This is a genomic window from Sporosarcina sp. D27, assembly GCF_000586555.1.
Lineage (GTDB): Bacteria > Bacillota > Bacilli > Bacillales_A > Planococcaceae > Sporosarcina.
Genome location: NZ_AZUC01000052.1, coordinates 36,699 through 58,556, shown reverse-complemented (window position 1 = coordinate 58,556; position 21,858 = coordinate 36,699). Strand labels below are relative to the sequence as shown.

Annotated in this window: 27 protein-coding genes and 2 riboswitches; of the genes, 7 read left to right on the top strand and 20 right to left on the bottom strand. The window is 41.4% G+C overall.

What is annotated here, in order from left to right:
- Positions 1 to 24: 24 nt before the first annotated feature.
- The 7 genes from N693_RS0113980 to N693_RS0113950 all read right to left on the bottom strand — a co-directional run bounded on the left by N693_RS0113980 (position 25) and on the right by N693_RS0113950 (position 4,515).
- A complete protein-coding gene (locus tag N693_RS0113980) occupies positions 25 to 1,047 on the bottom strand; it encodes a HAMP domain-containing sensor histidine kinase (protein WP_025785451.1) in 1,023 nt (340 codons plus the stop codon).
- The gene (locus N693_RS0113975; RefSeq protein ID WP_025785450.1) at positions 1,047 to 1,748 is read right to left on the bottom strand and encodes a response regulator transcription factor; all 702 of its coding nucleotides are present in this window, start codon (positions 1,746 to 1,748) and stop codon (positions 1,047 to 1,049) included. The genes N693_RS0113980 and N693_RS0113975 overlap by 1 nt, the downstream gene beginning before the upstream one ends.
- 15 nt (positions 1,749 to 1,763) lie before the next feature.
- Complete coding sequence (locus N693_RS0113970; protein WP_025785449.1) at positions 1,764 to 2,285, bottom strand: hypothetical protein; 522 nt, start codon at positions 2,283 to 2,285, stop codon at positions 1,764 to 1,766.
- A gap of 44 nt (positions 2,286 to 2,329) precedes the next feature.
- Positions 2,330 to 2,830 carry a GNAT family N-acetyltransferase gene (locus N693_RS0113965; RefSeq protein ID WP_025785448.1) on the bottom strand — a complete coding sequence of 167 codons (501 nt, stop codon included), beginning with the start codon at positions 2,828 to 2,830 and terminating at the stop codon, positions 2,330 to 2,332.
- Entirely contained in the window at positions 2,830 to 3,387 is a 558-nt protein-coding gene (locus N693_RS0113960; protein ID WP_025785447.1) for a GNAT family N-acetyltransferase, read from the bottom strand. The genes N693_RS0113965 and N693_RS0113960 overlap by 1 nt, the downstream gene beginning before the upstream one ends.
- A 16-nt stretch (positions 3,388 to 3,403) precedes the next feature.
- Complete coding sequence (locus N693_RS0113955; protein ID WP_025785446.1) at positions 3,404 to 4,042, bottom strand: triacylglycerol lipase; 639 nt, start codon at positions 4,040 to 4,042, stop codon at positions 3,404 to 3,406.
- 95 nt (positions 4,043 to 4,137) lie between these two features.
- A complete protein-coding gene (locus N693_RS0113950) occupies positions 4,138 to 4,515 on the bottom strand; it encodes a PH domain-containing protein (RefSeq protein ID WP_025785445.1) in 378 nt (125 codons plus the stop codon).
- A 175-nt stretch (positions 4,516 to 4,690) separates the two neighbouring features.
- On the opposite strand from N693_RS0113950, the gene N693_RS0113945 reads away from it, so the two are divergent.
- Positions 4,691 to 5,137 (top strand): hypothetical protein, encoded by a 447-nt coding sequence (locus tag N693_RS0113945; protein WP_025785444.1) that lies wholly within the window; start codon positions 4,691 to 4,693, stop codon positions 5,135 to 5,137.
- A 110-nt stretch (positions 5,138 to 5,247) separates the two neighbouring features.
- Complete coding sequence (locus N693_RS0113940; protein WP_025785443.1) at positions 5,248 to 5,463, top strand: hypothetical protein; 216 nt, start codon at positions 5,248 to 5,250, stop codon at positions 5,461 to 5,463.
- Positions 5,464 to 5,532: 69 nt separating this feature from the next.
- Here the strand turns inward: N693_RS0113940 and N693_RS0113935 are convergent, their stop codons facing one another.
- The 3 genes from N693_RS0113935 to N693_RS0113925 all read right to left on the bottom strand — a co-directional run bounded on the left by N693_RS0113935 (position 5,533) and on the right by N693_RS0113925 (position 7,957).
- Positions 5,533 to 6,846 (bottom strand): DUF4179 domain-containing protein, encoded by a 1,314-nt coding sequence (locus tag N693_RS0113935; RefSeq protein ID WP_025785442.1) that lies wholly within the window; start codon positions 6,844 to 6,846, stop codon positions 5,533 to 5,535.
- Complete coding sequence (locus tag N693_RS0113930; RefSeq protein WP_025785441.1) at positions 6,839 to 7,357, bottom strand: sigma-70 family RNA polymerase sigma factor; 519 nt, start codon at positions 7,355 to 7,357, stop codon at positions 6,839 to 6,841. The genes N693_RS0113935 and N693_RS0113930 overlap by 8 nt, the downstream gene beginning before the upstream one ends.
- A 144-nt stretch (positions 7,358 to 7,501) precedes the next feature.
- On the bottom strand, positions 7,502 to 7,957 hold the full coding sequence (locus tag N693_RS0113925; protein WP_025785440.1) for a DUF1801 domain-containing protein: 456 nt from the start codon (positions 7,955 to 7,957) through the stop codon (positions 7,502 to 7,504).
- Between the two features lie 161 nt (positions 7,958 to 8,118).
- Here N693_RS0113925 and N693_RS0113920 point away from each other — a divergent pair, with 161 nt between their 5' ends.
- Positions 8,119 to 8,745, top strand: a complete 627-nt coding sequence (locus N693_RS0113920) for a YIP1 family protein (protein WP_025785439.1) — start codon at positions 8,119 to 8,121, stop codon at positions 8,743 to 8,745.
- Between the two features lie 260 nt (positions 8,746 to 9,005).
- On the opposite strand, the gene N693_RS0113915 is transcribed toward N693_RS0113920, so the two are convergent.
- The gene (locus N693_RS0113915; protein ID WP_025785438.1) at positions 9,006 to 9,464 is read right to left on the bottom strand and encodes a DIP1984 family protein; all 459 of its coding nucleotides are present in this window, start codon (positions 9,462 to 9,464) and stop codon (positions 9,006 to 9,008) included.
- 195 nt (positions 9,465 to 9,659) lie between these two features.
- Between N693_RS0113915 and N693_RS0113910 the strand changes: the two genes are divergently transcribed.
- Complete coding sequence (locus N693_RS0113910) at positions 9,660 to 9,845, top strand: hypothetical protein (protein ID WP_025785437.1); 186 nt, start codon at positions 9,660 to 9,662, stop codon at positions 9,843 to 9,845.
- A gap of 55 nt (positions 9,846 to 9,900) precedes the next feature.
- Here the strand turns inward: N693_RS0113910 and N693_RS0113905 are convergent, their stop codons facing one another.
- From N693_RS0113905 to metE, 4 genes are all read right to left on the bottom strand, one after another.
- Positions 9,901 to 10,557, bottom strand: coding sequence for a TIGR04104 family putative zinc finger protein (locus tag N693_RS0113905; protein ID WP_025785436.1), 657 nt, complete (start codon positions 10,555 to 10,557; stop codon positions 9,901 to 9,903).
- A complete protein-coding gene (locus tag N693_RS0113900) occupies positions 10,544 to 11,053 on the bottom strand; it encodes a sigma-70 family RNA polymerase sigma factor (RefSeq protein ID WP_025785435.1) in 510 nt (169 codons plus the stop codon). The genes N693_RS0113905 and N693_RS0113900 overlap by 14 nt, the downstream gene beginning before the upstream one ends.
- Before the next feature lie 118 nt (positions 11,054 to 11,171).
- A complete protein-coding gene (locus tag N693_RS0113895) occupies positions 11,172 to 11,417 on the bottom strand; it encodes a hypothetical protein (RefSeq protein WP_025785434.1) in 246 nt (81 codons plus the stop codon).
- Positions 11,418 to 11,734: 317 nt separating this feature from the next.
- A complete protein-coding gene (gene metE / locus N693_RS0113890) occupies positions 11,735 to 14,023 on the bottom strand; it encodes a 5-methyltetrahydropteroyltriglutamate--homocysteine S-methyltransferase (RefSeq protein ID WP_025785433.1) in 2,289 nt (762 codons plus the stop codon).
- A gap of 144 nt (positions 14,024 to 14,167) precedes the next feature.
- A riboswitch (cobalamin riboswitch) is annotated at positions 14,168 to 14,309 on the bottom strand.
- A 175-nt stretch (positions 14,310 to 14,484) separates the two neighbouring features.
- Between metE and ric the strand changes: the two genes are divergently transcribed.
- A complete protein-coding gene (gene ric / locus N693_RS0113885) occupies positions 14,485 to 15,183 on the top strand; it encodes an iron-sulfur cluster repair di-iron protein (RefSeq protein ID WP_025785432.1) in 699 nt (232 codons plus the stop codon).
- A gap of 56 nt (positions 15,184 to 15,239) precedes the next feature.
- Here ric and N693_RS0113880 read toward each other — a convergent pair whose 3' ends face one another.
- Positions 15,240 to 15,833 (bottom strand): bifunctional 2-polyprenyl-6-hydroxyphenol methylase/3-demethylubiquinol 3-O-methyltransferase UbiG, encoded by a 594-nt coding sequence (locus tag N693_RS0113880; protein WP_025785431.1) that lies wholly within the window; start codon positions 15,831 to 15,833, stop codon positions 15,240 to 15,242.
- Positions 15,826 to 16,443 (bottom strand): class I SAM-dependent methyltransferase, encoded by a 618-nt coding sequence (locus tag N693_RS0113875; protein ID WP_025785430.1) that lies wholly within the window; start codon positions 16,441 to 16,443, stop codon positions 15,826 to 15,828. The genes N693_RS0113880 and N693_RS0113875 overlap by 8 nt, the downstream gene beginning before the upstream one ends.
- A 176-nt stretch (positions 16,444 to 16,619) precedes the next feature.
- On the opposite strand from N693_RS0113875, the gene N693_RS0113870 reads away from it, so the two are divergent.
- Complete coding sequence (locus tag N693_RS0113870) at positions 16,620 to 17,249, top strand: hypothetical protein (RefSeq protein ID WP_025785429.1); 630 nt, start codon at positions 16,620 to 16,622, stop codon at positions 17,247 to 17,249.
- A 331-nt stretch (positions 17,250 to 17,580) separates the two neighbouring features.
- Here N693_RS0113870 and N693_RS0113865 read toward each other — a convergent pair whose 3' ends face one another.
- Positions 17,581 to 18,858, bottom strand: coding sequence for a DUF4179 domain-containing protein (locus N693_RS0113865; RefSeq protein ID WP_025785428.1), 1,278 nt, complete (start codon positions 18,856 to 18,858; stop codon positions 17,581 to 17,583).
- Complete coding sequence (locus N693_RS0113860; protein WP_025785427.1) at positions 18,851 to 19,396, bottom strand: RNA polymerase sigma factor; 546 nt, start codon at positions 19,394 to 19,396, stop codon at positions 18,851 to 18,853. The genes N693_RS0113865 and N693_RS0113860 overlap by 8 nt, the downstream gene beginning before the upstream one ends.
- A gap of 174 nt (positions 19,397 to 19,570) precedes the next feature.
- Positions 19,571 to 19,670: riboswitch (purine riboswitch) on the top strand.
- 52 nt (positions 19,671 to 19,722) lie between these two features.
- Between N693_RS0113860 and N693_RS0113855 the strand changes: the two genes are divergently transcribed.
- Positions 19,723 to 20,919: an MFS transporter gene (locus N693_RS0113855; protein ID WP_025785426.1), complete on the top strand. Its 1,197-nt coding sequence runs from the start codon at positions 19,723 to 19,725 to the stop codon at positions 20,917 to 20,919.
- Between the two features lie 65 nt (positions 20,920 to 20,984).
- Here the strand turns inward: N693_RS0113855 and nadX are convergent, their stop codons facing one another.
- Complete coding sequence (gene nadX / locus N693_RS0113850) at positions 20,985 to 21,767, bottom strand: aspartate dehydrogenase (protein WP_025785425.1); 783 nt, start codon at positions 21,765 to 21,767, stop codon at positions 20,985 to 20,987.
- Between the last annotated feature and the right edge of the window lie 91 nt (positions 21,768 to 21,858).

Below are 21,858 nucleotides of genomic sequence, written 5' to 3'. Positions count from 1 at the left end.
AACTCAATATGTGCTCATAACTCGCTACTTTCGGGTAGCGTCAAACTCATTTTCTGTAGAGAACGTCATCACCATCTGTGTACCCGTAGAACCATCTGACCGCCCAAACAATCGCACTCCTATTTTTCCTGCCGCCTGTTTGGCTAAATAGAGACCCAGCCCCGTTGCAGCGTGTTGGATTCGACCGGCATTCCCTGTAAAACCTCGATCGAATATGCGCGGCATTTCGTGCGCTGGAATTCCTGGCCCTTCATCTGCTACAGTTAGCGAAACATGTCCTGTTTCATCTGATTTCGCTTGAATGGTCACCGTTCCGCCAGCCGGACTATATTTCACCGCATTCGTCAACAGCTGTCGGAGAATGAAACGTCCCCATTTTTGGTCGGTCACAACTTCCACCTGTTCTCCTTCGATTTCGACAGCAATATTTTTCTCCAAACACCACGGCATCAGTTGACGCACTTCTTCTGCAGCCAATCGGATGATATCGGTTTCTTCTACTACATAATCAGCTTCTAATGAAGGGAGTCGTGAAATATACAGTTGCTGATCAATCAGTAAATGGACACGCAACCATTCTGCATCGATTTTCCGAAACACTGGCTTTTGACGATTTGCATCAATTATCAACTTCATCGCAGTAAGTGGAGCTTTCACCTCATGGACCCATGCTGCTGTATCATTTTGCTCTGCATACACAAACTCTCTCAAACGAGACATCCGATTCCGATAAGCCCCATCGATTTGCTGGAGCATTTCAGTCAAAATCTTGTCTTGATGAAAGACAGACGTCGGAAGTCCCTCTTGCCAATCATCCTGTAGTTCATGAACAAGTCGATTGAGCGCTTGTAGATAGGCAGTCTCCTTGCGATACCGCCATATGAAAAACAGAACAAAAATTGTGACCAACAAGAAATTCAAATACGCGATGGAGACACTACTGATAGACAGGCCTTTATCCAAAACTAACAACAGATCCGTTACTAGGAGTGATCCTAAAAATAAGGCAATCCAACTTTTCCGATCCGCAATATAGGCGAGTATCATCAGGATTTCCCCTGTAGAGTAACCGCCATATAGCCCATCCCTTTTTTGGTCACAATCGCTTCTTCCAATCCTAAATCACTTAACTTTTGGCGTAAACGCGTCACGTTAACAGTCAGCGTATTGTCGTTGACAAAGCGTTCATCGTCCCATAACTTTCGGATCAGTTCATCCCGAGAGACAATTTTATCGTTTGACTCAACGAGAATAGAGAGGATGAAAAACTCATTTTTTGTGAGCTCGATTTCTTGGTGATTCCCTTTGATTACACACCGTTTTAAATCGATGGTCATCCCATTCCAATTCAATTCATCGCTAGTTTCATCAGTCTCTGTATACGAGTAGGCTCGTCGTAACGTCGCCTGTATTTTAGCAAGTAAGACATCCGTGTGAAACGGTTTTTGTATGTAATCATCTCCACCCATATTCATCGCCATGACTATGTCCATCGGATGATCTCTTGAAGAAAGAAAGATGATGGGTACATTGGACACTGCCCTGATTTCCCGACACCAGTGGAAGCCATCATACGCGGGGAGTTGAATGTCCATAATGACGAGTTGCGGATTTTCTTTTATGAATGGAGTCATGATGTCTTGAAAGTTTTCTGGCCCAACTACGTGAAATGACCACTGTTCCAAATGCTCTTTCAAGGAAGAAAAGATTGCTCCATCGTCTTCTACGATAAAAATAGTTTGGTCCATGTCTTCATCCCCTCCTCAGTGTTGCATACGACTCAACACATGCAACGTATCCAAAACATGCTCTAAAAAGAGCGAGAGTTCAGTCATATGGTCCTCTGTAAGCCTTGGTTTAAATGCAGCTTCAATGGAGTTCGTCAACTTGGGATTTTCTTTACCATACACGTAACGAATCGTTTGCGTGAGTTCAACATCTTGCTCCCAAATCGACGCCATTATTTGTTCAATCCCTGCACACTCTGCGTCAGGATTGACAACACTTTTTTGAAAACAAAGAGACAACGAGCAAGCGGGATTCGCGTTGGGGTCTTCCAAGATTTCACCCGCTAGATCACGTACACCCGCGCGTAATATGACTTCTGCTTCGATTTCAGGGTGGTTGCGAAGGACGAACCGCAAAGCAAAATCGCGAGAAAATACAGCAAAGTCCATCACGTCCCGGCGATTTCTTATTTCGATTTGTTCTTCTATTGTATCCAGGTCATATAAGTGATTTTCTAGAGCAACTTTCAAGTTATCAAATATCGTCGGATCGTACATGTACAATATGCCTCCAGTGATTAACAAGTGTTATTTGAAGTAGTCTATCGATGAATCCAAAATCGTCTTACGACGGTACCATCGTCCTCGGTAAAGCTTTCATCTTCTACTCCGCCATTATTTTGAATCGTTTTTGCAGATCCAATATTCTCTTCGTTGCATGTAATGAGCACGGAATTTATCCCCAACGTATCCGTCACTTTCAATGCTTCCGCTAGCATCCATGTTGCATACCCTGTACGTCGCTCTGATGGACGAATGCCATAGCCGATGTGTCCACCTACTTGGTGCAAATACTCGTTTAAGTCATGACGGATATCAATCATTCCGACGACACGTTCGGTATCGTCTACGAGAAAGTAGTTTGTGCATGGCAGCCATTTATCATGACCAGCTTCTCGCTTTGCTAATTCTTTTAAATAGTCTTCATAAGGGATGCCTTCTTTTAAATGAAAACTACTCGGAGTCATCCGTTCCTCATCCCATTCCTTCATATATGCTTCGTGTTCCTCTTTCCACTCAAGAGACGGTCTTACAAGTCGCATTACACCTCCTCCATTTCCTTTGTTTTAATGTCGGTGATCAACAATTCAAATGTTGGCTCTTCTTGCTGTGTATCCTCAAACCATTGCACACCTTTAAAACGAAATCCAAGCTTTTCTAAAATGCGAATAGATGCAGCGTTACGGGAATCCGCAGATGAGGTAATTCGTACAAGCGAAGAATGGTTTTTCGCAACATCTAAACAAAGTAGGGCGGCTTCGAATGCAAATCCAAGTCCCCATGATTTCTTTCGGTAGTGGTAGATGAGCTCAGTTTCCGCAGTGTCCCCGTACCAGTTAAATCCAGAAACCCCTACTAACTCCTCGACTTTCTTATCAATTACGCCATATACAGATAATCCGTAATTCATCTGTTGGTCACTATAAGCACGGATAATTTTGTGGAACTTCGAAAAATCTGTAGCGCCTCCGCACAGATTCATGACAGATTCATCACCCCAAATCTGTTTCAATGATTCTACATGACATTCCTCAAGACTTACCAAACGGATTCGTGTAGTTTCTGCAATTACTGTGAGTTCGTTTGATTTCTTACACATATCTTAAATCTCCTTCTCATCCAGCAAAAAAGCGACCTGATTGTAAAAATTGTGCCGTTAATACAGCTGTTTCTCGTTGATAGTGAATGTCCTTATGCCCATAAGGAAGTGTTGCAAAGTCTGTAAGGTCAGCGTAATGTACAGAGGAAACTTCTACGCGGCCGTCATTTTGTCCTTTAATCAGTTGTCCTAACCATAAATTACTGTTTGTACCGGCAATTGCACCAACTTCCGCTCCAACTACATTCCTAAGATCTAGCTGTCGAATATAGGAAGCATGTAGTGATTTTACTGTACGAAAGAAAGAGTTATATCCTTTTAAAGCCCCTGCAAGTGCTGCAAGTTGACTTCCTTGGTTTGGAGTCGCAATTTGTACACAGCGCCCGATTCGTTCAGGAGTATCAGAATGACTGAGAACCTTACGAATGAGCAACCCACCTGTACTATGACCTACAAGGTGGATTCTGTCGGGACGACTTTTCTCAATATCCTTTAATTTGTCCAGTACAAAATGGACCGAATAATCGAACTCGTGGCGAGTCAACGGCAATGTAATGGAATGACAATGAAATCCTATCTTCTCTAAATGATTAGCTAGTACCTTCATGTCTTTGGCAGTCTTATTGAATCCATGTATCAGTAAAACCTCATCCATTTCGTTCCCTCACATTCACCGTCTTATTACTTCGGACGATTATTTCCCTAGTTGGTTCTCCAGTCTTCAAGATACCATTTTCTTAACACGCCCCTTCACAAACAGACAGCCGCTAATATCTTTTGAATGTCGTAAATGCTGGCATCTTTTTTAAATTGCTTGTTTACAAGTGGTTCTGTCGCACTCGATATCCAAATTTTTAGTTCGGCATCCATATCAAACGTTCCAGCGGTTTCGATACTGAAATGGGATATGCTTTTATAAGGAATGGAATGATACTCTGTCTTCTTCCCAGTCATGCCTTGTTTATCAACCAATATCAAACGCTTTTCCGTAAATACCATCATGTCCCGAAATAACTTGAACGCTGCTTCCACAGTCTCTTCTGCAACTAAAATAGGTGCTAAGTCTTTTTCAACATCAGCTGTGTCCACTGTTGATGCATTGCCTAAAAACGAATCTAAAAACCCCATTATAATTCCTCCTATTTTTCTCTATTTTCATTAACTAATTTTTCACTTACTTATATTATATCATGTCATTAAATAACCACTCTGAAAAATATCCAAACAAATTTAGCTTACTTTTTCCAGCCAACTTTTCTTCAACACATGCTATACTCTAATTACTGATAGAGGAGGTGAAACAATGAGTGAGGTATTGCTGCAGCAGATTCTTTCTGAATTACAAGAAGTGAAAACAGAGCAACATAAAATGGAAAAACGCTTTGACAAAATCGATCAGAAGTTTGTCGCGATTGATGAACGCTTTGATAAGATGCAAAGTCAATTGGACGGTATACAAGGTCAAATGGATGGCATGCAAGGGCAAATCGGTGGTATGCAAGGGCAAATGGATGGCATGCAAGGGCAAATGGATGGCATGCAAGGGCAAATCGGTGGTATGCAAGGGCAATTAGATCGTATTGAAAATCGACAAGATGCTATATTCGAACATACTGGACAGTTAACGGAATTTCGTCAAGAGACGCTAGCTAAATTTGATGAAGTCGTCAAAAAAGAGGACATACATTATTTTGAAGCCAAAGTCCTGGAACACGACCGTGAATTATTTAACTTAAAGAAGCGGGCATAGCTGACTCCCCTATCACAGCTTGGATAAGCCCGCCACACCTCTCCTTTATTTCTCAACGATGTATGAATTCCCTTTTTCCCAGGCATCTTACCTATAGGAGGTGAGCCTGCATGGGAAACAAAAACAACCCAAAAACGATGAACGAGCGGACGCATAATCCGCTTGATACGTATCAAAACAAAGACCGTGATGCGAGTAGCAGCAACAGCAATAATCCACTAGATAACGCGGATACGGAATTTGCTCCTGAATTTGATGCGAAAGTGAAAAACAAGAACAATAAGACCAATCACGACAAGAATCAGCAATCGAATAAGAAGAAGTAACTCTAAAAGCCGCAGATCTCTTCAAAGAGAAATGCGGCTTTTGCTTTTGCTTTTGCTTTTGCGTTCACTTTACTTCACCTCGACTTTCACATCTCCTTCGATGTAAGTCGGATATGCATGCAATTCAAGACGAATTGGATTTGTGTAGGATGTCGTTTCGAACGCAGGACCCCAGTGAGTCGCGTCTCCTTCCCCATATAGGCTGAATGAAGAAATTGTAATTTCTTTTCCTTTAGCATCAATAGCAGTAGTAAATGGATCATGGTGAAAATCTTTTACTGTAAGCAACAGATCGATTCCATTTCGGCTCGCATCTACTAGTTGTAATTGAGGACCATCAGGATACGAAAGCAACTCTTTTGTATCCGTATTCACTTCCAGAAATGCTTGTTCCTGTTTGACTGCTTGTGCTTTATTGATTTGCAGGTAGAGTTTTTTAGGTTTTGAGAAGTAGTTGCTCTGCAGAAAGAATGTGTGCGTCGTCTTTCCTCTTTCATTGCCAAAAGCCGAGACTCCGTTGGCAATTTCACTCCATACTTCTCCTTTTTCATCTACCAGTCGCATATCTTCAAATGACAAGATTTTTTTCGTATTGTTTGGATTAAATGTAATTTGCACCCCTACTCGTAAGAGAGAAATCACTACTTCATCGATGATGAAGTGCTGTCCGTCCATTTCCATTACTTTGTTCAATACATAGGGCTTACTTGGTTTCGTTTGTTCAGGTACTTCAAACGGAATTGAAAACACGACCTCACTGCTATCTATATCCATTTCCGCTTCAACTGTAAAATTCAGATCAGCAAATACATTTCGTTTAGAGAATGTGATTTCCATAACTTCCTGGTAGGTAAATACATCATTCGCACTCATACCACCATACGAAATCCCCGCCTCTGGCATAGGTCTTGAATTGGAGATTTCAATCGTATTGACACTCGCTGTTTTCATTTTTTTTGTCGATTCAATCGTATAGTAGACATTCATGCCGGTTTCATCCAAAATAACACCGTCAATTGTCATCGTGAAATCCCTAACAGTTTGTGAGGCTCCTATTTTCTGATAGTAATCCTCTTTAAAAATCGCCTGCAGTCCTTTGTCCTGCTGAATCATGGCAACAAAAGGTTCCATTCCCGGAATAGACGCGACTGTGTTAGCAAACGCTGTTGACACTCGAATTGAAGTTACGAAAGTCAGTACCAGTATCGCTGACAAAGCAGCTGACCACATGATTCGCTTTCTACGTCGGTTCTTTTTGCTTCGATCAGCTTTAGCTTTTGCAATCCCTGCACGTATCATTTGATCGGCTTCATCTAAGGGCAGAGACTGCTGTTCCAGCTGGCTTTTCAATTGACGCAGTTTCTCCTCTTCTCGTTCATACATGCTCCCGTCCTCCTTCGTCTTCAAAATAGACTCGAAGTGTCCGCAAGGTTTTGTGCAATCTGGACTTTACCGTGCCTTCCGGAATATTCTCGAGTTTTGCAATGTCTTTAATCTTTACATCCTGAAAGTATTTGAGGTAGATAAGTTGCTGTTCTTTTTCTGGTAGTGAAGCAAGGGCTTCTTTTAGTTCCAGCTGTGAGACGTCTTCCGTCCCCTGATGGTCAACCACAGTTTTCCAATGATGAATCCGTTTTTGACGTTTCAACTGATCCTGGCAATAATTTATCATGATTCGAATGAGCCACGTCTTCGCATACTCAGGCTCTTTCACAGTGTGGATTTTATTGTAGGCTCGCACCGTCACTTCTTGAAGTGCTTCCAATGCATCCTGGTCGTTTTTTAAAAATGCGAGGGCTGTTCTTAGCAAATCTTCTTTATACGTTTGCAACAATGCTAAAAATGCGGCTTCATCACCAGCATTCGCTTTTCGACTAAGTTCCATCTCATCCATGCCTTTACCACCTCGATCCTGCTCTTGTTATTCATTAGACTCTGCTGCACTGAAATAGTTCATGTTGAACATCAATTTTTCGAAACTCTCTTTACGCACATAAAAAAAGCACTGAACCCTACGACAAGTTCAGTGCCTTTCCCATTATTTCTTCCACGCTTTTTCATAATGAGCAATATAATCTTCAACTGTAATTTTTCTACATAACTCAGCTATCAACTCATAAGGGATGTTTTCCATCTTTTTTAATCGAATACAGCTTTTTCCCATATCCAGTTTTGTTTTCACGTGTTTTGGATATTCGGCAACGAACCAATCATGCACTTCAGGAAATGCGTATATTCCCATATGATAGAGACCAATGAAATTTTTTTGAGAGCCAATGCTTAGAAATGGCAGCGGTTCTTCCGGTTTGCAGTGGTACCCATCCGGATAAATACTATGCGGGATTACATATCCAATCATTCCATAGGAGAGCGTTTCTTCAAATCCACTCGGCAGATTTTCTTTTATCGTCAATCGCAGCTTTTCAATTGCTTGCTGTCGGTCTTCTGGTAGCTGCTGAACGTACTCTTCAATTGTACCCGCTTCAATTCTCATAGCGATCCTCATTTCTTTTTTCTAATTGTTTATAGCTACTGTACCATATCTTCATTAAGTTTTTCAGCCTTGCATTTTAGTTAAAATTACTAAAATGTGAATCTTTCTACAACCCTCTGTAGTACAGTAGAGAGTAGAGTTTTACAGAGAGGAGTTTTCCATTGAAACCGTTTTTATCCATTTGGGCTCGTCCTACAGAAACAATCCAGTACGTACTCGATCATAAGACATTGTCGTATAGCTATCTCATTCTCGTTATGGCTGCACTTGCGATTGCACCGCTCACCATCACGCAGATGCTTTTCATTGAAGAGATTCCACTTTTAGTAATCCTGCCTATCGCGTTTTTCGGTTTGTTTATCCTCACAACTGCTGGTTGGTTTTTAAATAGTGCTCTCTATACGTGGATTGGGAAGTGGCTAGGGGGAACAGGGACTTATAAAAAAATGCTCGCGGTTGTTCCCTTAGGTTCACTAACAGCGATCTACATTCTACCTTTCTCATGGGCCACGATGTTTGCTTTAATCATACTCAGATACGTAGAGTCAGATGCAGCTGCTACCGTGTTTGTAATCCTTTTCGCATTGTCACCGATTCTATTTTTAGGATTAATGGGCCTATCCGTATATGGGACTGTGATCATGTCAAAAGCAATTGGGATTGTCCACAACTTTTCTGCATGGAAAGGATTCGGAACGATTGGAATCCTGATGGGCATCGCTTTCGCACTGAGTTTCGTCGGATGGATCACCTTGTTTTTCATCATCTTTATGTTAGCGTCCATATAACGAAAGATACGCATCTGTTAGTCGTTCAACAGATGCATATCTTTATGTATTCAGTCCCCGAACCCACCCTCGCAAGCGCTGTAAATTAGTGCATGGTAGTTACATTGACAATCTATTTGTACAGGTGTCACAGTACTGGGCATTATTTGTAGACGGTTATCAACCGCAAAGCAGACCCCACTACTTATTTTTAAATCCAACTATCCCTGTTGGCAGGTTTGCACTCACCTTCACAACGGCTCGCTACCGACTGTTATGCGTTAGTCTAGTAAATCAATATTCCAGTTCATACCTTGAATCTTCGTATCCATTTCCCGATATGCTTTTGATAATTGATCTACTTGTTTTTGAATCGACTTCACATCTACTGTGCTGACGATACGGATTTCTGATTGGCTATATCGACCGACTTGTTGGGATGCTTCATCCACTACTTTCGTCAGTAGCGATCGCTGATCGAACAACTGATCACGCTCGGTTAACGCATCCGCGAGTGTACGTTCCTCATCGAACTTTATCTCACAGTTCGTCCGGTTAACTTTTTTAATTAACGATGTTAACACTTGACGGATATCAGCAAGTTCCGAAAGCATCTCATTTGGATCTTCCGAAGGCTCATCACCTTCTTGGATTTTCAAGTTCATATGAATTCGTTTTTTCAACTGTTCAATGCGCTTTTGGTAATCTGCCCGCGCTATCAAAGCTTCTGCTAATTTCACCAAAATCCCTCCCTGCTTTTTCCAACCATTTAATAATCTATTCTACAATAAATTCTAAAACCCTTTTTAGTGTCGAATACGGGATACCTGTATGTTTAACTCCATTCACATGTACGCTCTCTTGAATATTACCCCTTATTAAGTTAGCCTTTATGTAACCAGACTTTTCTAACAATATGAAGGAGGACAAAAGTAATGAAGCAATTGTGGCTTCTGGCAGCAGGCGCTATCTCAACATGGCTAGTATTAGGACTTATCACAGGTGAATTTGCTACAGAGGTATTATTAATTTTAGGTATTGGTGTTGTTCTCGGTTATGAAGTGGGGAAGCGGAATGGGATTCAGGAAGCGGAAGACACCATGGAAGAGCGCGTTCTATAGTTACATTTAAAAACTGATACTCCTTCTCTTGAAGTACCAGTTTTATTTGTACATCTTACCAGTAGGGCTCATCTTTCGGATTATCTGTTTGTAATTCCACCAAAAACGGAATGACATAAATGGATAGAATGATTAGAAACCCCAGGTACACCAACATACCCAAAACCACATTGTCAAACATATTAGCGATGATAATCATGAAAGGCGTAAGCATTTGGAAGGCTAATGTTTTTTTAAGTGACTTCCTAGTTTGATAATTCACTGCGCCACATTGTGCACAGGATGATCCCTTTTTCCTTGAATATATTTTCAGTGCTACAGCACGTGAGCAAGCAGTTCCACAATTTGCACACATGGGAAATTCAGTGTTCTTCACTTTAAAACAAACCTTCAGTAATGCGTATGCAATTAAAAAAGCAATACCTAATAAGATTGTCTTCACCCAGTCGTACACAAATATGTCTGAAAAGGCGAGTGTCCCTGCATTTACTATTTGTGTGGTACTAAGCTGCTTTATGACATTTCCATTTAATAATGCCAATCCACATCCTAACAAAATAACCAGCGTCAAGATCGTCCGATATCTCCATACAAGTGCATGCTCGTTCTTCAGGTGTACTTTCTTGACATTGTGAACTACTTCTATCTTGCTCTGTTCAGTAAAGGCAATCGTTTGCAACTCTCTTTTTAATGAATCTTTAATCGATTCCATGCAAAAATCCCTCCTGTTCTTCCAGCCGTTCTTTCAATTGAACTCGTGCACGTTGCAGCCGAGTCCGCACGGTTGCTTCTGGGCAATTTAAGATATTCGCAATTTCCACTGTCGAGGATTCTTCATAATAGTACAAAACCAGAACTTCACGGTATTTGAGTTTCAGAGACAACAGAGCGGTTAACACAGTTTGCGAAGTCTCCTGTTCAATCATGTGTCTTTCCGGTGTTTTTCTTGTTTTATTTCCTACAATCTTTTCTTTCAATAAAATGCGTTTGTGCGCCCAACTACTTAAGTAATCATGACTTCGGTTGACCGTCATCTTAACCAAATACGTCTTTAACGAACTCTCGTCTCTGAATTGGTCTGACCGTTGATAGTACCGAATGAGTACATCCTGCACAATATCTTCTGCGGTACTCTGGTTTTTGACGTAGACATAAGCAACTCGCAGTAAATAATCACCATAGTCATCCATCACTTGTTCGAGATTCACGTGCGTTCCCACCTACCTTCCACTCTATAGACGGACGCCACTTCATTTCCGATTCATTTTCTGCAAAATATAAAAGCCTGTAGCATCCCCCTTCAGGAGGATACTACAGGCTACACTATTAAGAACAAGAAGCGACTGCCATATTGTGTTCCCGCTCCTGAATTAGAATATTCTTTTGTGCATCCAGTTTAAACTCGATGCCTCTATCGTCCAGACAATTTATTAAATAGTCCCTAGACGTCTCACTCATGTTTTCATGGTTTCCATAGATGATAAATTCGCTTGACTCATCTGCACGCGCCCCTAAAGACATCAGTGTCACTAGAGTGACCAAAGGAATAAAAAATAACTCCTTCTTTTTCATATCGTTCTTCTCCTTTCACTAGTTTTCACTGACTCTTCTAGTATGATATTGCAGAGCACATTCTACTAATTTCAGTATACGAACAAACTAGATTTATAGCTATCTAATTTTGAGCATTTTTGACATATTTCGTGTTTATGAAGTATTTATTGGACATGTTCTATCAAGTTAATACAAATCGTTTAGTACTTCTAGAATGGTCACGATTTCAACCGACAAATTCAATACACACATTTCTGTTTCATAAGAACACTTACTTATAGCCAAAAGAAAAGCGCGAATGGATTCCATTCACGCTTTTCTTAAAGATTCTTCTATTATTTTTGCAAGACTTCTAAGCTCTCTCGCATTTTGTTTGTGGCCGCCACCATATTTTTGAGTGCTGCAACCGTTTCTTCTTGCTTTCTTGTTTTCAATCCGCAATCGGGATTGATCCAGAATTGAGAAGGTTCCAGAACGCTTAGTCCTTGTTCGATGACATCGACCATTTCTTGCACTTCTGGTACTCGCGGACTGTGGATATCATAGACGCCAAGACCAATCCCTTTGTCATATGAAAAGTCATTGAAAGCAGACACTAGATCTCCGTGAGACCGTGACGTTTCAATAGAGATCACGTCAGCATCCAATCCGCTGATGGAATCGATGAAGTCGTTAAACTCGCAATAACACATATGCGTATGGATTTGAGTCGTATCTTCTACTGAACCAGTTGCGACCCTAAACGCAGTGATTGCCCAATCTAAGTAGTCATTCCATGCAGATTTCTTCAGTGGCAACCCTTCACGGAGTGCGGGTTCGTCTACTTGAATGATTGGAATCCCAGCTGTTTCTAATGCTTCGATTTCTTCACGCAATGCGAGAGCAATCTGATACGAGACATCTTTACGAGAAATGTCATCCCGGACAAATGACCAATTCAGGATAGTCACTGGACCTGTCAGCATCCCTTTCATCGGCTTATTCGTAAGTGATGCCGCATAGACAGATGCTTCAACTGTTATTGGATTTAGGAATGTCACATCTCCATAGATAATTGGTGGTTTTACACAACGTGAACCATAGGAAACAACCCATGCTTTTTCAGTGAATACAAAACCGCCTAGCTTTTCTCCGAAGTATTCCACCATATCCGTCCGCTCGAATTCCCCGTGGACAAATACGTCCAAACCGATTTCTTCTTGAATGTCGATCCACTTCGCGATTTCACTGTGCACGAAATTTTCGTATTGTTCGTCCGCCGATTCTCCCTTCCGCCATTTGTTGCGCGTACTGCGAACTTCCGGAGTCTGTGGAAAACTACCAATTGTTGTTGTGGGTAACAGCGGTAATCCTAACGCTTGTTGCTGTTTCTCGCGTCGTTCTGGAGCTGAGGACTTCCGTTTGCTGTCTTGTACACTAATGTTCTCCACTGCTTGACGTAGTTCAGGATGATCGCGTGCTGGTAATGCTGCAAGCTTTTCACGGGTAGCTGCACTTTCAGCGATTGTTTCTGCAATAGCTAGCTTCCCTTCGCGGACACCTTTTACAAGAGTTGTCACTTCCGCTAATTTTTCATCTGCAAACGCTAATGCACCTTTTATCGTAGCCTCCAGTTTCACTTCCGATTCCAATGTCACAGGAACGTGGAGTAAACTACTGGAAGGCTGTAGCCATACACTATCTTCTGAAAAAACCTCTAAGATTTCATCCACAAGTTCAGTTTTTGCTTGTAAGTCAGTACGCCAAATGTTGCGACCATCGATTACACCTGCAGCGAGGACCTTATCTTCTGGGAAACCATGCGTTTTCAATTGTTCTAGGGTTTTGTCTTTTCCTGCCACAAAATCTAAGCCAATTCCTGCAACTGGTAACGCAACAACCTCTTCATAATGTTCCACAGCGTCAAAGTAAGTTTGTACCAGGACATTCAATTCTGGTACTTCAGAGTTTAGTTGTTTATAGATTTCCGTCACTGCTTGCATTTCATCTTTTGTAATCGATGTGGATAAAATCGGTTCTTCCATCTGCACCCACTTCGCTCCCGCTTCAGATAACTCACGCAGAACTTGCGCGTATAGTGGTATCAACTGAAGTAGGAATGCTGGGACGTCCCATTCCGTGTATCCTTTGGAAAGCTTCAAAAACGTATACGGTCCGATTATGACAGGTTTTCCGTCTATCCCTAACTTTTCTTTCGCTTCCAAGTAAGCCGTCAACGGTTTGTTCTCTGTCAATTTCAGTTTTTGAGTACCGTATTCCGGAACAATGTAATGGTAGTTCGCATTAAACCATTTCGTCATTTCTGATGCAACTGCACCATCATTGCCTCGTGCCATGGAAAAATAAGTCGATAGTTCAACATTCGCGCCATCCCAATTGTAACGCTCAGGGATCATCCCAAACATGACTGCTGTATCGAGCATTCTGTCATACAACGTAAAATCTCCAACTGGTATAAGGTGAATCCCTGCATCTTTTTGCTTTTGCAGACGCTCCAACCGAATCTTTTCTACTGTTTCAAGGAATTCTGGCTCTTCAATCTTTCCTCCCCAAAACGCTTCAAGTGCTCGTTTCCATTCGCGATTTTCTCCGATATACGGATACCCGATCGAACTGCTGATAATTGACAAATGATTTCCTCTCCTCTTCTCATATGGTAAGCCGTGTTTTTTTGTACAAAAAAACACTTCTAACGAGGGGCAGAAATGTGAACGCAACGAAAAAAGTTGCGCGTGCGCATTCTAACACTCCCTATCGACCGTAGGGGATAGCGTCATAAGAACCTAGGCAGTTGTCTGGCTTCAGCAAATGCTGTCACAGTGGCGGGACCGCGCCGGAATGTATTCACCGGCTTCACTTTTAAGATTTAGTCTAACTTTCTACTAAATCACCTATTTCTCTTGCTTTACTATTAGGTTGTCGATTGAACAAACCTATCATAGTTAAATTTTTCTGTCAAATAGATTATTCGGTTGATTAAGAAAATCTTAAAGATGTAGGCATTTCCCCAATATGAAACCGGTTAAAGTTTCAGTAAGATTAGATATGAGAACGATTATCAATTAAACCAATAGGAGGAATTCCATTGTCACAAATTACGCTTGACCAACACGTCTCTGATATTGTCACGGCTATTCCCCAAAGTGCAGATTTGTTCCGTAACTTACGCATCGATTATTGCTGTGGAGGTAAAATTTCATTGCAAGAAGCGGCTGTTCAACGAGAACTAAATCCTGCTGACGTCTTAACACGTGTTCAAGAAATCGAAGAGAAACGAGAATTACGAGAACAGCTGGAGCCTTCCTCCTTTGGAGAAAAAACACTCATTGCTCATATTCAAGAAAAATACCATACAGGTTTGCGCGAAGAACTTCCATTGCTTGCTCCATATGTCACAAAAGTCGCGCGTGTGCATGGAGAAAACCATCCGCATTTGTTGCGTGTTCAAGAAATCTTTAAATTGCTGCGGGCTGAACTAATCGATCATACAGACGATGAAGACCAAAACGTCTTCCCTCTCATCCTTGAGTTTTTCGCAAACCCAACACCTGAACTGAAAAAGCAGCTAAAACCACATGTCGCGGAACTGGAACAAGAGCACGATAATGCAGGACGACTTCTTCATGAACTACGAGAAAGTACTAACAATTTCACACCTCCCAAGGAAGCATGCGGTACGTATCGACTTGTATACGCACGTCTTGAACAGTTCGAAAAAGACACGTTCCAGCATGTACATTTAGAGAATAATGTTCTGTTTGACCGTGTTCGAAAAGCAATTTAATGAAAAAAAGCCGCGCACCGCGCAGTATATAGCGCGGTGTCCGGCTTCTCTATTCCTTACTTTTTCCGTCCGACAAATTGGATGACATGAGACAACCCACTATGCCCCGCGCCTTCTTCGCGAACCACTTCTTTCTTTTCAAAGTGTAATTGCTCCCAATCAGAGAACACTGCAAAGTCCTCCATGTCATACAAATACGTTACATCTTTCGGTCCACCTGTCCCGTAGTCAATTTGCTCTTTCGCATAGACTTCCGTTACAAACAGACCACCTGGTTTAACAGCTTCACGAATCCCTTTCAGTGTCTGCAACCGTAACTCCGGATTAAAATGACCAAACACACAAATGATTGCATCGTACTCATCAGTTGGCCAGTCCGCTTCCTGTAAATCTTGAACCTTGGTCTTCAGCTGAACACCCTTTTCTTCTGCAAGTGCCTGAGCTTTGTCTAATCCGGATTGGGCAAAATCCCAAATCGTGACGTCACAGCCTTGCTCCGCTAAATAGACTGCATTTCTTCCTTCACCTTCAGCAACCGCGAGAACATCAGGTCCGATTGTAAATCGCTCCGTTGCTTCTTGGATGAATGCATTCGCCTCTTTACCGAAAACATACTCCGTCTGATTAAAACGCTCTTGCCATTTATTCATCATGACTCTTCCTTTCTATCGTCCCGTTAATTCCTTCAATATACAAAAACAACTTCGCATAATATGCCTCAACCTTAGCCACTTCAATCCCCGACTGTTTAATTAAGTCTAGCGTATCTCGATTTAACTGGCACCCATCGCAAATCTTTTCCCATAACGGATTCAAGAGATCTTGTGTTTTACTGAGCAAAACTGGCTCCATCCGGACATGTTCAAAAAATAAAAGCCGTGCTCCTGGTTTACTCACGCGTCGAATTTCCGCAAGTGCTTTCATCGGCTCTGGGATTGTACAAAATACAAGCGTGGCGACGACAGTGTTGAACGTATCATCTGCAAACGGCAATGACTCTGCACCGGATTCATGTACCTGAATTGGGATTTTTGCGCTTCGCAGCCGTTCTTCCGCCCGCTTGCTCATTGAGGGATTGGGTTCAATCGCATCTACATGCGTCCCATTCTTATAGTAGGGGAAGTTAATCCCTGTACCTGATCCTATTTCTAATACCCGTCCTTCTGCCTTCTTAACGAGGTCCATTCTAATTTTTTTAAACGAGATCGCTTCCAACGGTTTCATAACTACATCGTATACTTTTGGAAACCAGGCTCCCATTGACTGAACCTCCTTCTTTTATTGAAAACATTTCACAGGTACCTTAGTCCGATTCTACACGTTTATGGAAGCAAGAACTCCTTTCCATGCTCATTTCCATCATTTCTTCAGCTCTAACTTGGCAACGTCAAATTGGGAATGATAGACTATTAAATAGAGCGATTGGAGGAGAAGACATGAATACACGTCAAACGATGTCCATTCACCGGGCACTATCTGAACTCAAAACATTGAACGATCGAATAGCTAAATCGATCCTAGAAGCAGACTTTATCGCAACGGATCGAAAATCCGCACAAAAAATAAATGGCCTTTCCATTGAGGTTTATGAGAAAACAATTCAAGCAGGTTTTGATAAATCCATATCACTTATTGAACGACGCAATCTGATTAAAGAGGCTGTAGTACAGTCCAATGCTGTGACACACGTAACCGTAGCTGGAGAAACGATGACAGTCGCTAAAGCAATCGAACGAAAAACGTCTATACAGCATGAAGAAAGTTTACTTGCTGCGATGGTATCTGCACGCAGGAAAGCCATTAATCGACTTTCTGTGGAGAATGACACATTGACGCAGCGATTAGAAGCGTACTTGACCGAAATCTTAGGTAAGAAAGAGAACGCTAAAAAAGAAGAAGTTGAACTCCACACAAAATCCTTCATGGAACGCAATGAGTTTGTCCTTATTGACCCACTGCACCTTAACAAACGAATTGACGAATTGGAAGAAAGCATCTCCAATTTTAAAACGGATGTAGATGCAGTCCTTTCTGAATCAAACGCAGTAACACAAATTTCAATTTAAATTTCTGGATTGCATGGATAATCGAAAACGAACTCCACAAGACCCTTCTTTTCCCTGGATTTCTTTGGGACAATAAGTAAAACCGGACAAACTACTTCAATTACTTTAATCACAAAATAGTAGTCGTACCCTAAAAGCTTAACGTTTAGCGCTCAAAGCTTTAAAACTTATACATTAAAGTTCTTACCATTTAAATCTTAAAAGTTAACAGTTAAGGCTCTTTAAAATCTTGGGTGTTCAGTTACGGGATTCTTGTGTGGCCCTTCGTTATCTGCCAAGCTGATTATGCTGTGCAATCCAGAAAAAAACGTTGAGGGAGGCCAAGGCCCCCTCAACGTTTTTCTTTTTTCCCTATCAGCTGAATATGGTCTCCGTAACTCTTTGCATAATGCATCCCTTCAATCAAAAGTGTATTCGGCATTTCATCGGTATTAAAGAGCAGAACTCGCTCGTTATATGTTTCTCCATTTTCACCATCTAGAAGGTCCGCCCTTAGTGTGGTGTGAAGAGGTGTCGATTTCCCTTTTGACTGGATGGAGACACCGTCTAATAAGATATCTGGTTCAGTTGCAATCGTTACTTGAATACCTTCCGTAGTTTTTTCGATTTTACGGATGATCAGCTCCTTACCATGAATCTCTTCAGATTGTTCGTTATCACCTTTTAGAGCAATCGCTTCGTTTAGTGTTTGATAGCCCACAAATTTGTCCACAACTAACTCTAATGTGTCGATTTCCTTCGGTAAACGGTCATAGTAAATTTCAATATCTGATCCAAAAATTGCTGACTTGGAGCTAGATCCGGTCAAGTCAATCGGTTCCCCATTCGCAAGCAATTGAACTCCTCCTGCCCCTAACTGAATACGGTCAAAGTTATCCACTTTCACTTTCCCTTTAATAGTTGTACGACTTGGTGTCGCAGTTATCGAGTCAAAGCGGATGGTCCCTTGGTCGACGTGTACCTTTTTACGTATCGATTGTTTTAGCTCAGTTTGCATTGCTTGCTTGGGATCATAAGGAAAAGTGATCTCTCCTTGCTCAGTGCCTTCGTTGGTCATATATTCTAACGTAAGTTTTTTCGCAAACGGACTAATCGATTCAAACCCTTGTATTCCCTTCATTTCTGTTCCTTCTTCATTCAATGAGTACGTACCGTGAGTCGGGTACGCTTTTGTCCATAGTCCTTGGATTACTGAAAACTGCGGCTCTGCTGCAACTCCTTTAGAATTCTTAATGGTGTAGTACAGAATGGATTGATTTTCATCTGTCAGCAATCCATCCAAGTAAAGCTCGGATCCATCTGAAAGTATGATCTTTTTCTCTATTGATTGGCCGTTGCCTTCTTCATTCAATTGAGCCAACGTATCTGTCATTAGTTCATCATACCCAAGCAATTTCTTTCCGTAGTAAGCGAACGCATTGTAGTTATAGCTAACAAAAGAAAGAAATAATATCGCTACTGCGACAGCTATCCATTTGGGAGTTTTGTTTACACGTCTTGAAGGCGTTCGCTCTAATGCTAGCCGTAAACGTTCGTTTAGTTCTTCAGGAGCCTTATTATTTTCTAACCGACTCTTTTCTCTTTCTAAATGCTGCTCCAGTTCATTCATTCCATTCACCTCCGAATTGATCACGCATTTTCTTTAACCCTTGGAAAACACGGGATTTCACGGTTCCAATTGATACGCCTGTCATGTTGGCAATTGTTTGAAGGTCCAAATCATGTAAATACTTCAATTCTATCGCTTCTTGCTGGTTCGCATTAAGCGTACTCAACATGTCTTTCAAATCCATACGCTGCTCGGTCTGTGTAAAAGAGTTAGTCGCATCAACAGTTATGATAGGTTTTTCTAAACTTTCATCACTGTTCTCCATCGGAACAATCTTATTTTTCTGCAGCAACAGTTTTTTACATCGATTTACAAGAATTGTTTTGCTCCAACTATAAAATGCTTCTTCCTTTTTAAGTTGAGGAATCGAATGATACAGACTCACAATCATATCTTCCATAGCATCCATGGCGTCATGAGAGTTCCCCATATACGTTAAGGCTAGTCGATAGTAAGCATCTTGTTGCTCACTAATGAGCTGCAGCAGAGCTTCCTTATTCCCCATTTTCGCCTTCTTGACCAACCTGACAATCCTCATTTCCTCACCTCTCCCTTATAAGAGTTTCCAGACAGATAAAAAGTTCATTTTATACTTATGTAGTTTCACTTTAGATTGAAGTTACCTTGCTCACGTGCTAATCGTTATTTTTTGGTTGTCAGACGTCTTACCCTTGCCACCGTTCAATTTTCATGATAAATTTATGAGAAGAAAAAATTTCATACTAAAAAAATCTGTATAACCTCGATAATATGGTTCGAGGGTCTCTACCAGGATCCGTTAAGTCCTGACTACAAAAGAATTTTTGTAGTCGGGACTTTTTTTATATTCAAATTCGATAAAGAATAATAGCAGGAGGAGATTAGTTGGACATTCGTGTATTTTTATTAGCCATTTCGGCAATTACAGTAGGCTTAGTCGAATTGGTTGTAGGCGGTATTTTGCCAGTAGTCGCTGAAGACTTGCAAGTTTCGATCGCAACGGCTGGGCAACTCATTACAATATTTGCATTGGTCTTTGCAATCGCTGGACCTGTGTTGCTGTCACTAACGGCTAAAATAGAACGGAAGAAGTTATATTTACTAACATTATCGGTATTTTTCTTAGGAAACGTATTCACATATTTCAGCACAACCTTTGCAATGATGATGACCGCTAGGGTTCTAACTGCAGCAAGTGCAGCGTTAGTCATCGTCCTATCCTTAACCATCACCGCCCGCATTTCAAAACCACATGTACGTGCGAAAGCATTAGGATATATCTATATGGGAATCAGTTCTTCACTTGTACTCGGCGTACCGATTGGAATCGTCATTACAAATGCATTCGGATGGCGCACAGTTTTCCTCGGAATCGCAATCTTAACAATTGGTAGTATTCTATTGATCAGTAAGTTTTTCGATGAAATTCCTACAGGTGACGTGCAGCCACTTCGTGAACAGTTGAAAGCATTAGCTAATAAAAAGATCGTCTTTGCCCATTTAGCAACGATGTTTATGCTCGCAGGTCATTATACTGTGTACGCGTATTTCACACCCTTTCTTGAAACTACGATGAATCTCAGCTCTTCATCGGTCAGTATCTTTTATTTCTTGTTCGGGATTGCAGCCGTTGTTGGTGGCGGTTTCGGTGGAGGACTTGCATCACGCATTGGCTCTCAAAAGAGTATTTTAATCATTTTAGGAACGTTTTCACTTAGTCTGTTCGTGCTGCCTTACTCTACGTTTTCTATGCCAGTTTTCATCATCGTTATGATGATTTGGGGTGCGCTCAGCTGGGCACTTGCACCAGCGCAGCAAGATTATATTATTCAAACAGACCCTGTATCATCAGATATCCACCAGAGCTTTAACAATTCTGCGCTTCAAGTCGGGATTGCTCTTGGTTCAGGTGTTGGTGGTATAGCGTTCAGTCATACAGGTAGCGTGACCAGCATGCCCGCTGTCGGTGGTTTCATCGTCATTATTGCCTTTGTTTGTGCAACGATATCTCTATCGATGGCTGTGAAGAAGAAAAAATCGCTCAGCAAAACGACTTCGCAGGTCTCTGAAAAAACACATTAAACCATAGAAAAGTAACTGTCCTCAAGAAAATGGACAGTTACTTTTTTAATATTCATTAAGAGCATTTAGTTTCCGATTCTAATCGAATGATGCTTATTTTTCAACGCGTCTAAAATACTCAGAGCAGCAAGATAGCTAGTCTTTGGATTCTTTGGCATAGGATTATTTTCGACTTGTAACTTCATATTCCCAAAATCACCTTCTGCCTCTATTACATGGGTATTCCGCTTGACTGCAGGATCTACTATGACTTGAACTCTCGTTTTCTCAATACCAATTCCTGCGAGGGCTAGCACCAAAGCCACATTCATATTCCGAGGAAACTTTAGAATTGCTTCCTTTGCAGATCCTTCGAAAAGCAGTTCTTCTCTATGATCCGCTTGAAGCCCAAGTGAAACAGGAGATTTCCTAGTTGTAATTTGCACATGTTTTAATCCGTTAACAGCATTCGCAGATTTCAACAAATCCAACCCACCAATTGCACCTGAAGGAAGTGACACTTGCACCCCTTTCGATTCTGCGAGTTCTTTCAGTTCATCGAGCAACTGGATGTTGTTAAACACACCAATACTACTTAAAATCATATTTTTCTTGCTAGTAACCACAGCTTTCATATAGCTATTCGCGGCTTCTATCGTTGCGGCTTCCACTACCATAGTAATAGGTGCATCTAGAAAATCTTGAAACTCAGTATGGAAATCGATTCCATAGCGCGTTGCAAGGTCCTCTCCTACTTCTCGATTGCGACCAAATAGCGCTATGACCTCCCCGTTTAACCAATTTTCTTCATTGATTTTCTCCAATAGATAAGTTGCGATATTTCCTGTACCAATGATTCCTATTTGCATGCAATTCCTCCTGTTCGTCTGTTTTACCCAGTAAAGATAGATACTCTCATCATACCTACTTTCACCAGTAATCCCAAAACTTTTCATCTAC

What these genes read in the sequence shown, in the direction of transcription:
- N693_RS0113980 (WP_025785451.1), bottom strand. Translation starts at nt 1,047, where the DNA reads ATGATACTCGCCTATATTGCGGATCGGAAAAGTTGGATTGCCTTATTT.
- N693_RS0113975 (WP_025785450.1), bottom strand. Translation starts at nt 1,748, where the DNA reads ATGGACCAAACTATTTTTATCGTAGAAGACGATGGAGCAATCTTTTCT.
- N693_RS0113970 (WP_025785449.1), bottom strand. Translation starts at nt 2,285, where the DNA reads ATGTACGATCCGACGATATTTGATAACTTGAAAGTTGCTCTAGAAAAT.
- N693_RS0113965 (WP_025785448.1), bottom strand. Translation starts at nt 2,830, where the DNA reads ATGCGACTTGTAAGACCGTCTCTTGAGTGGAAAGAGGAACACGAAGCA.
- N693_RS0113960 (WP_025785447.1), bottom strand. Translation starts at nt 3,387, where the DNA reads ATGTGTAAGAAATCAAACGAACTCACAGTAATTGCAGAAACTACACGA.
- N693_RS0113955 (WP_025785446.1), bottom strand. Translation starts at nt 4,042, where the DNA reads ATGGATGAGGTTTTACTGATACATGGATTCAATAAGACTGCCAAAGAC.
- N693_RS0113950 (WP_025785445.1), bottom strand. Translation starts at nt 4,515, where the DNA reads ATGGGGTTTTTAGATTCGTTTTTAGGCAATGCATCAACAGTGGACACA.
- N693_RS0113945 (WP_025785444.1), top strand. Translation starts at nt 4,691, where the DNA reads ATGAGTGAGGTATTGCTGCAGCAGATTCTTTCTGAATTACAAGAAGTG.
- N693_RS0113940 (WP_025785443.1), top strand. Translation starts at nt 5,248, where the DNA reads ATGGGAAACAAAAACAACCCAAAAACGATGAACGAGCGGACGCATAAT.
- N693_RS0113935 (WP_025785442.1), bottom strand. Translation starts at nt 6,846, where the DNA reads ATGTATGAACGAGAAGAGGAGAAACTGCGTCAATTGAAAAGCCAGCTG.
- N693_RS0113930 (WP_025785441.1), bottom strand. Translation starts at nt 7,357, where the DNA reads ATGGATGAGATGGAACTTAGTCGAAAAGCGAATGCTGGTGATGAAGCC.
- N693_RS0113925 (WP_025785440.1), bottom strand. Translation starts at nt 7,957, where the DNA reads ATGAGAATTGAAGCGGGTACAATTGAAGAGTACGTTCAGCAGCTACCA.
- N693_RS0113910 (WP_025785437.1), top strand. Translation starts at nt 9,660, where the DNA reads ATGAAGCAATTGTGGCTTCTGGCAGCAGGCGCTATCTCAACATGGCTA.
- N693_RS0113905 (WP_025785436.1), bottom strand. Translation starts at nt 10,557, where the DNA reads ATGGAATCGATTAAAGATTCATTAAAAAGAGAGTTGCAAACGATTGCC.
- N693_RS0113895 (WP_025785434.1), bottom strand. Translation starts at nt 11,417, where the DNA reads ATGAAAAAGAAGGAGTTATTTTTTATTCCTTTGGTCACTCTAGTGACA.
- N693_RS0113880 (WP_025785431.1), bottom strand. Translation starts at nt 15,833, where the DNA reads ATGAATAAATGGCAAGAGCGTTTTAATCAGACGGAGTATGTTTTCGGT.
- N693_RS0113875 (WP_025785430.1), bottom strand. Translation starts at nt 16,443, where the DNA reads ATGGGAGCCTGGTTTCCAAAAGTATACGATGTAGTTATGAAACCGTTG.
- N693_RS0113870 (WP_025785429.1), top strand. Translation starts at nt 16,620, where the DNA reads ATGAATACACGTCAAACGATGTCCATTCACCGGGCACTATCTGAACTC.
- N693_RS0113865 (WP_025785428.1), bottom strand. Translation starts at nt 18,858, where the DNA reads ATGAATGAACTGGAGCAGCATTTAGAAAGAGAAAAGAGTCGGTTAGAA.
- N693_RS0113860 (WP_025785427.1), bottom strand. Translation starts at nt 19,396, where the DNA reads ATGAGGATTGTCAGGTTGGTCAAGAAGGCGAAAATGGGGAATAAGGAA.
- nadX (WP_025785425.1), bottom strand. Translation starts at nt 21,767, where the DNA reads ATGCAAATAGGAATCATTGGTACAGGAAATATCGCAACTTATCTATTG.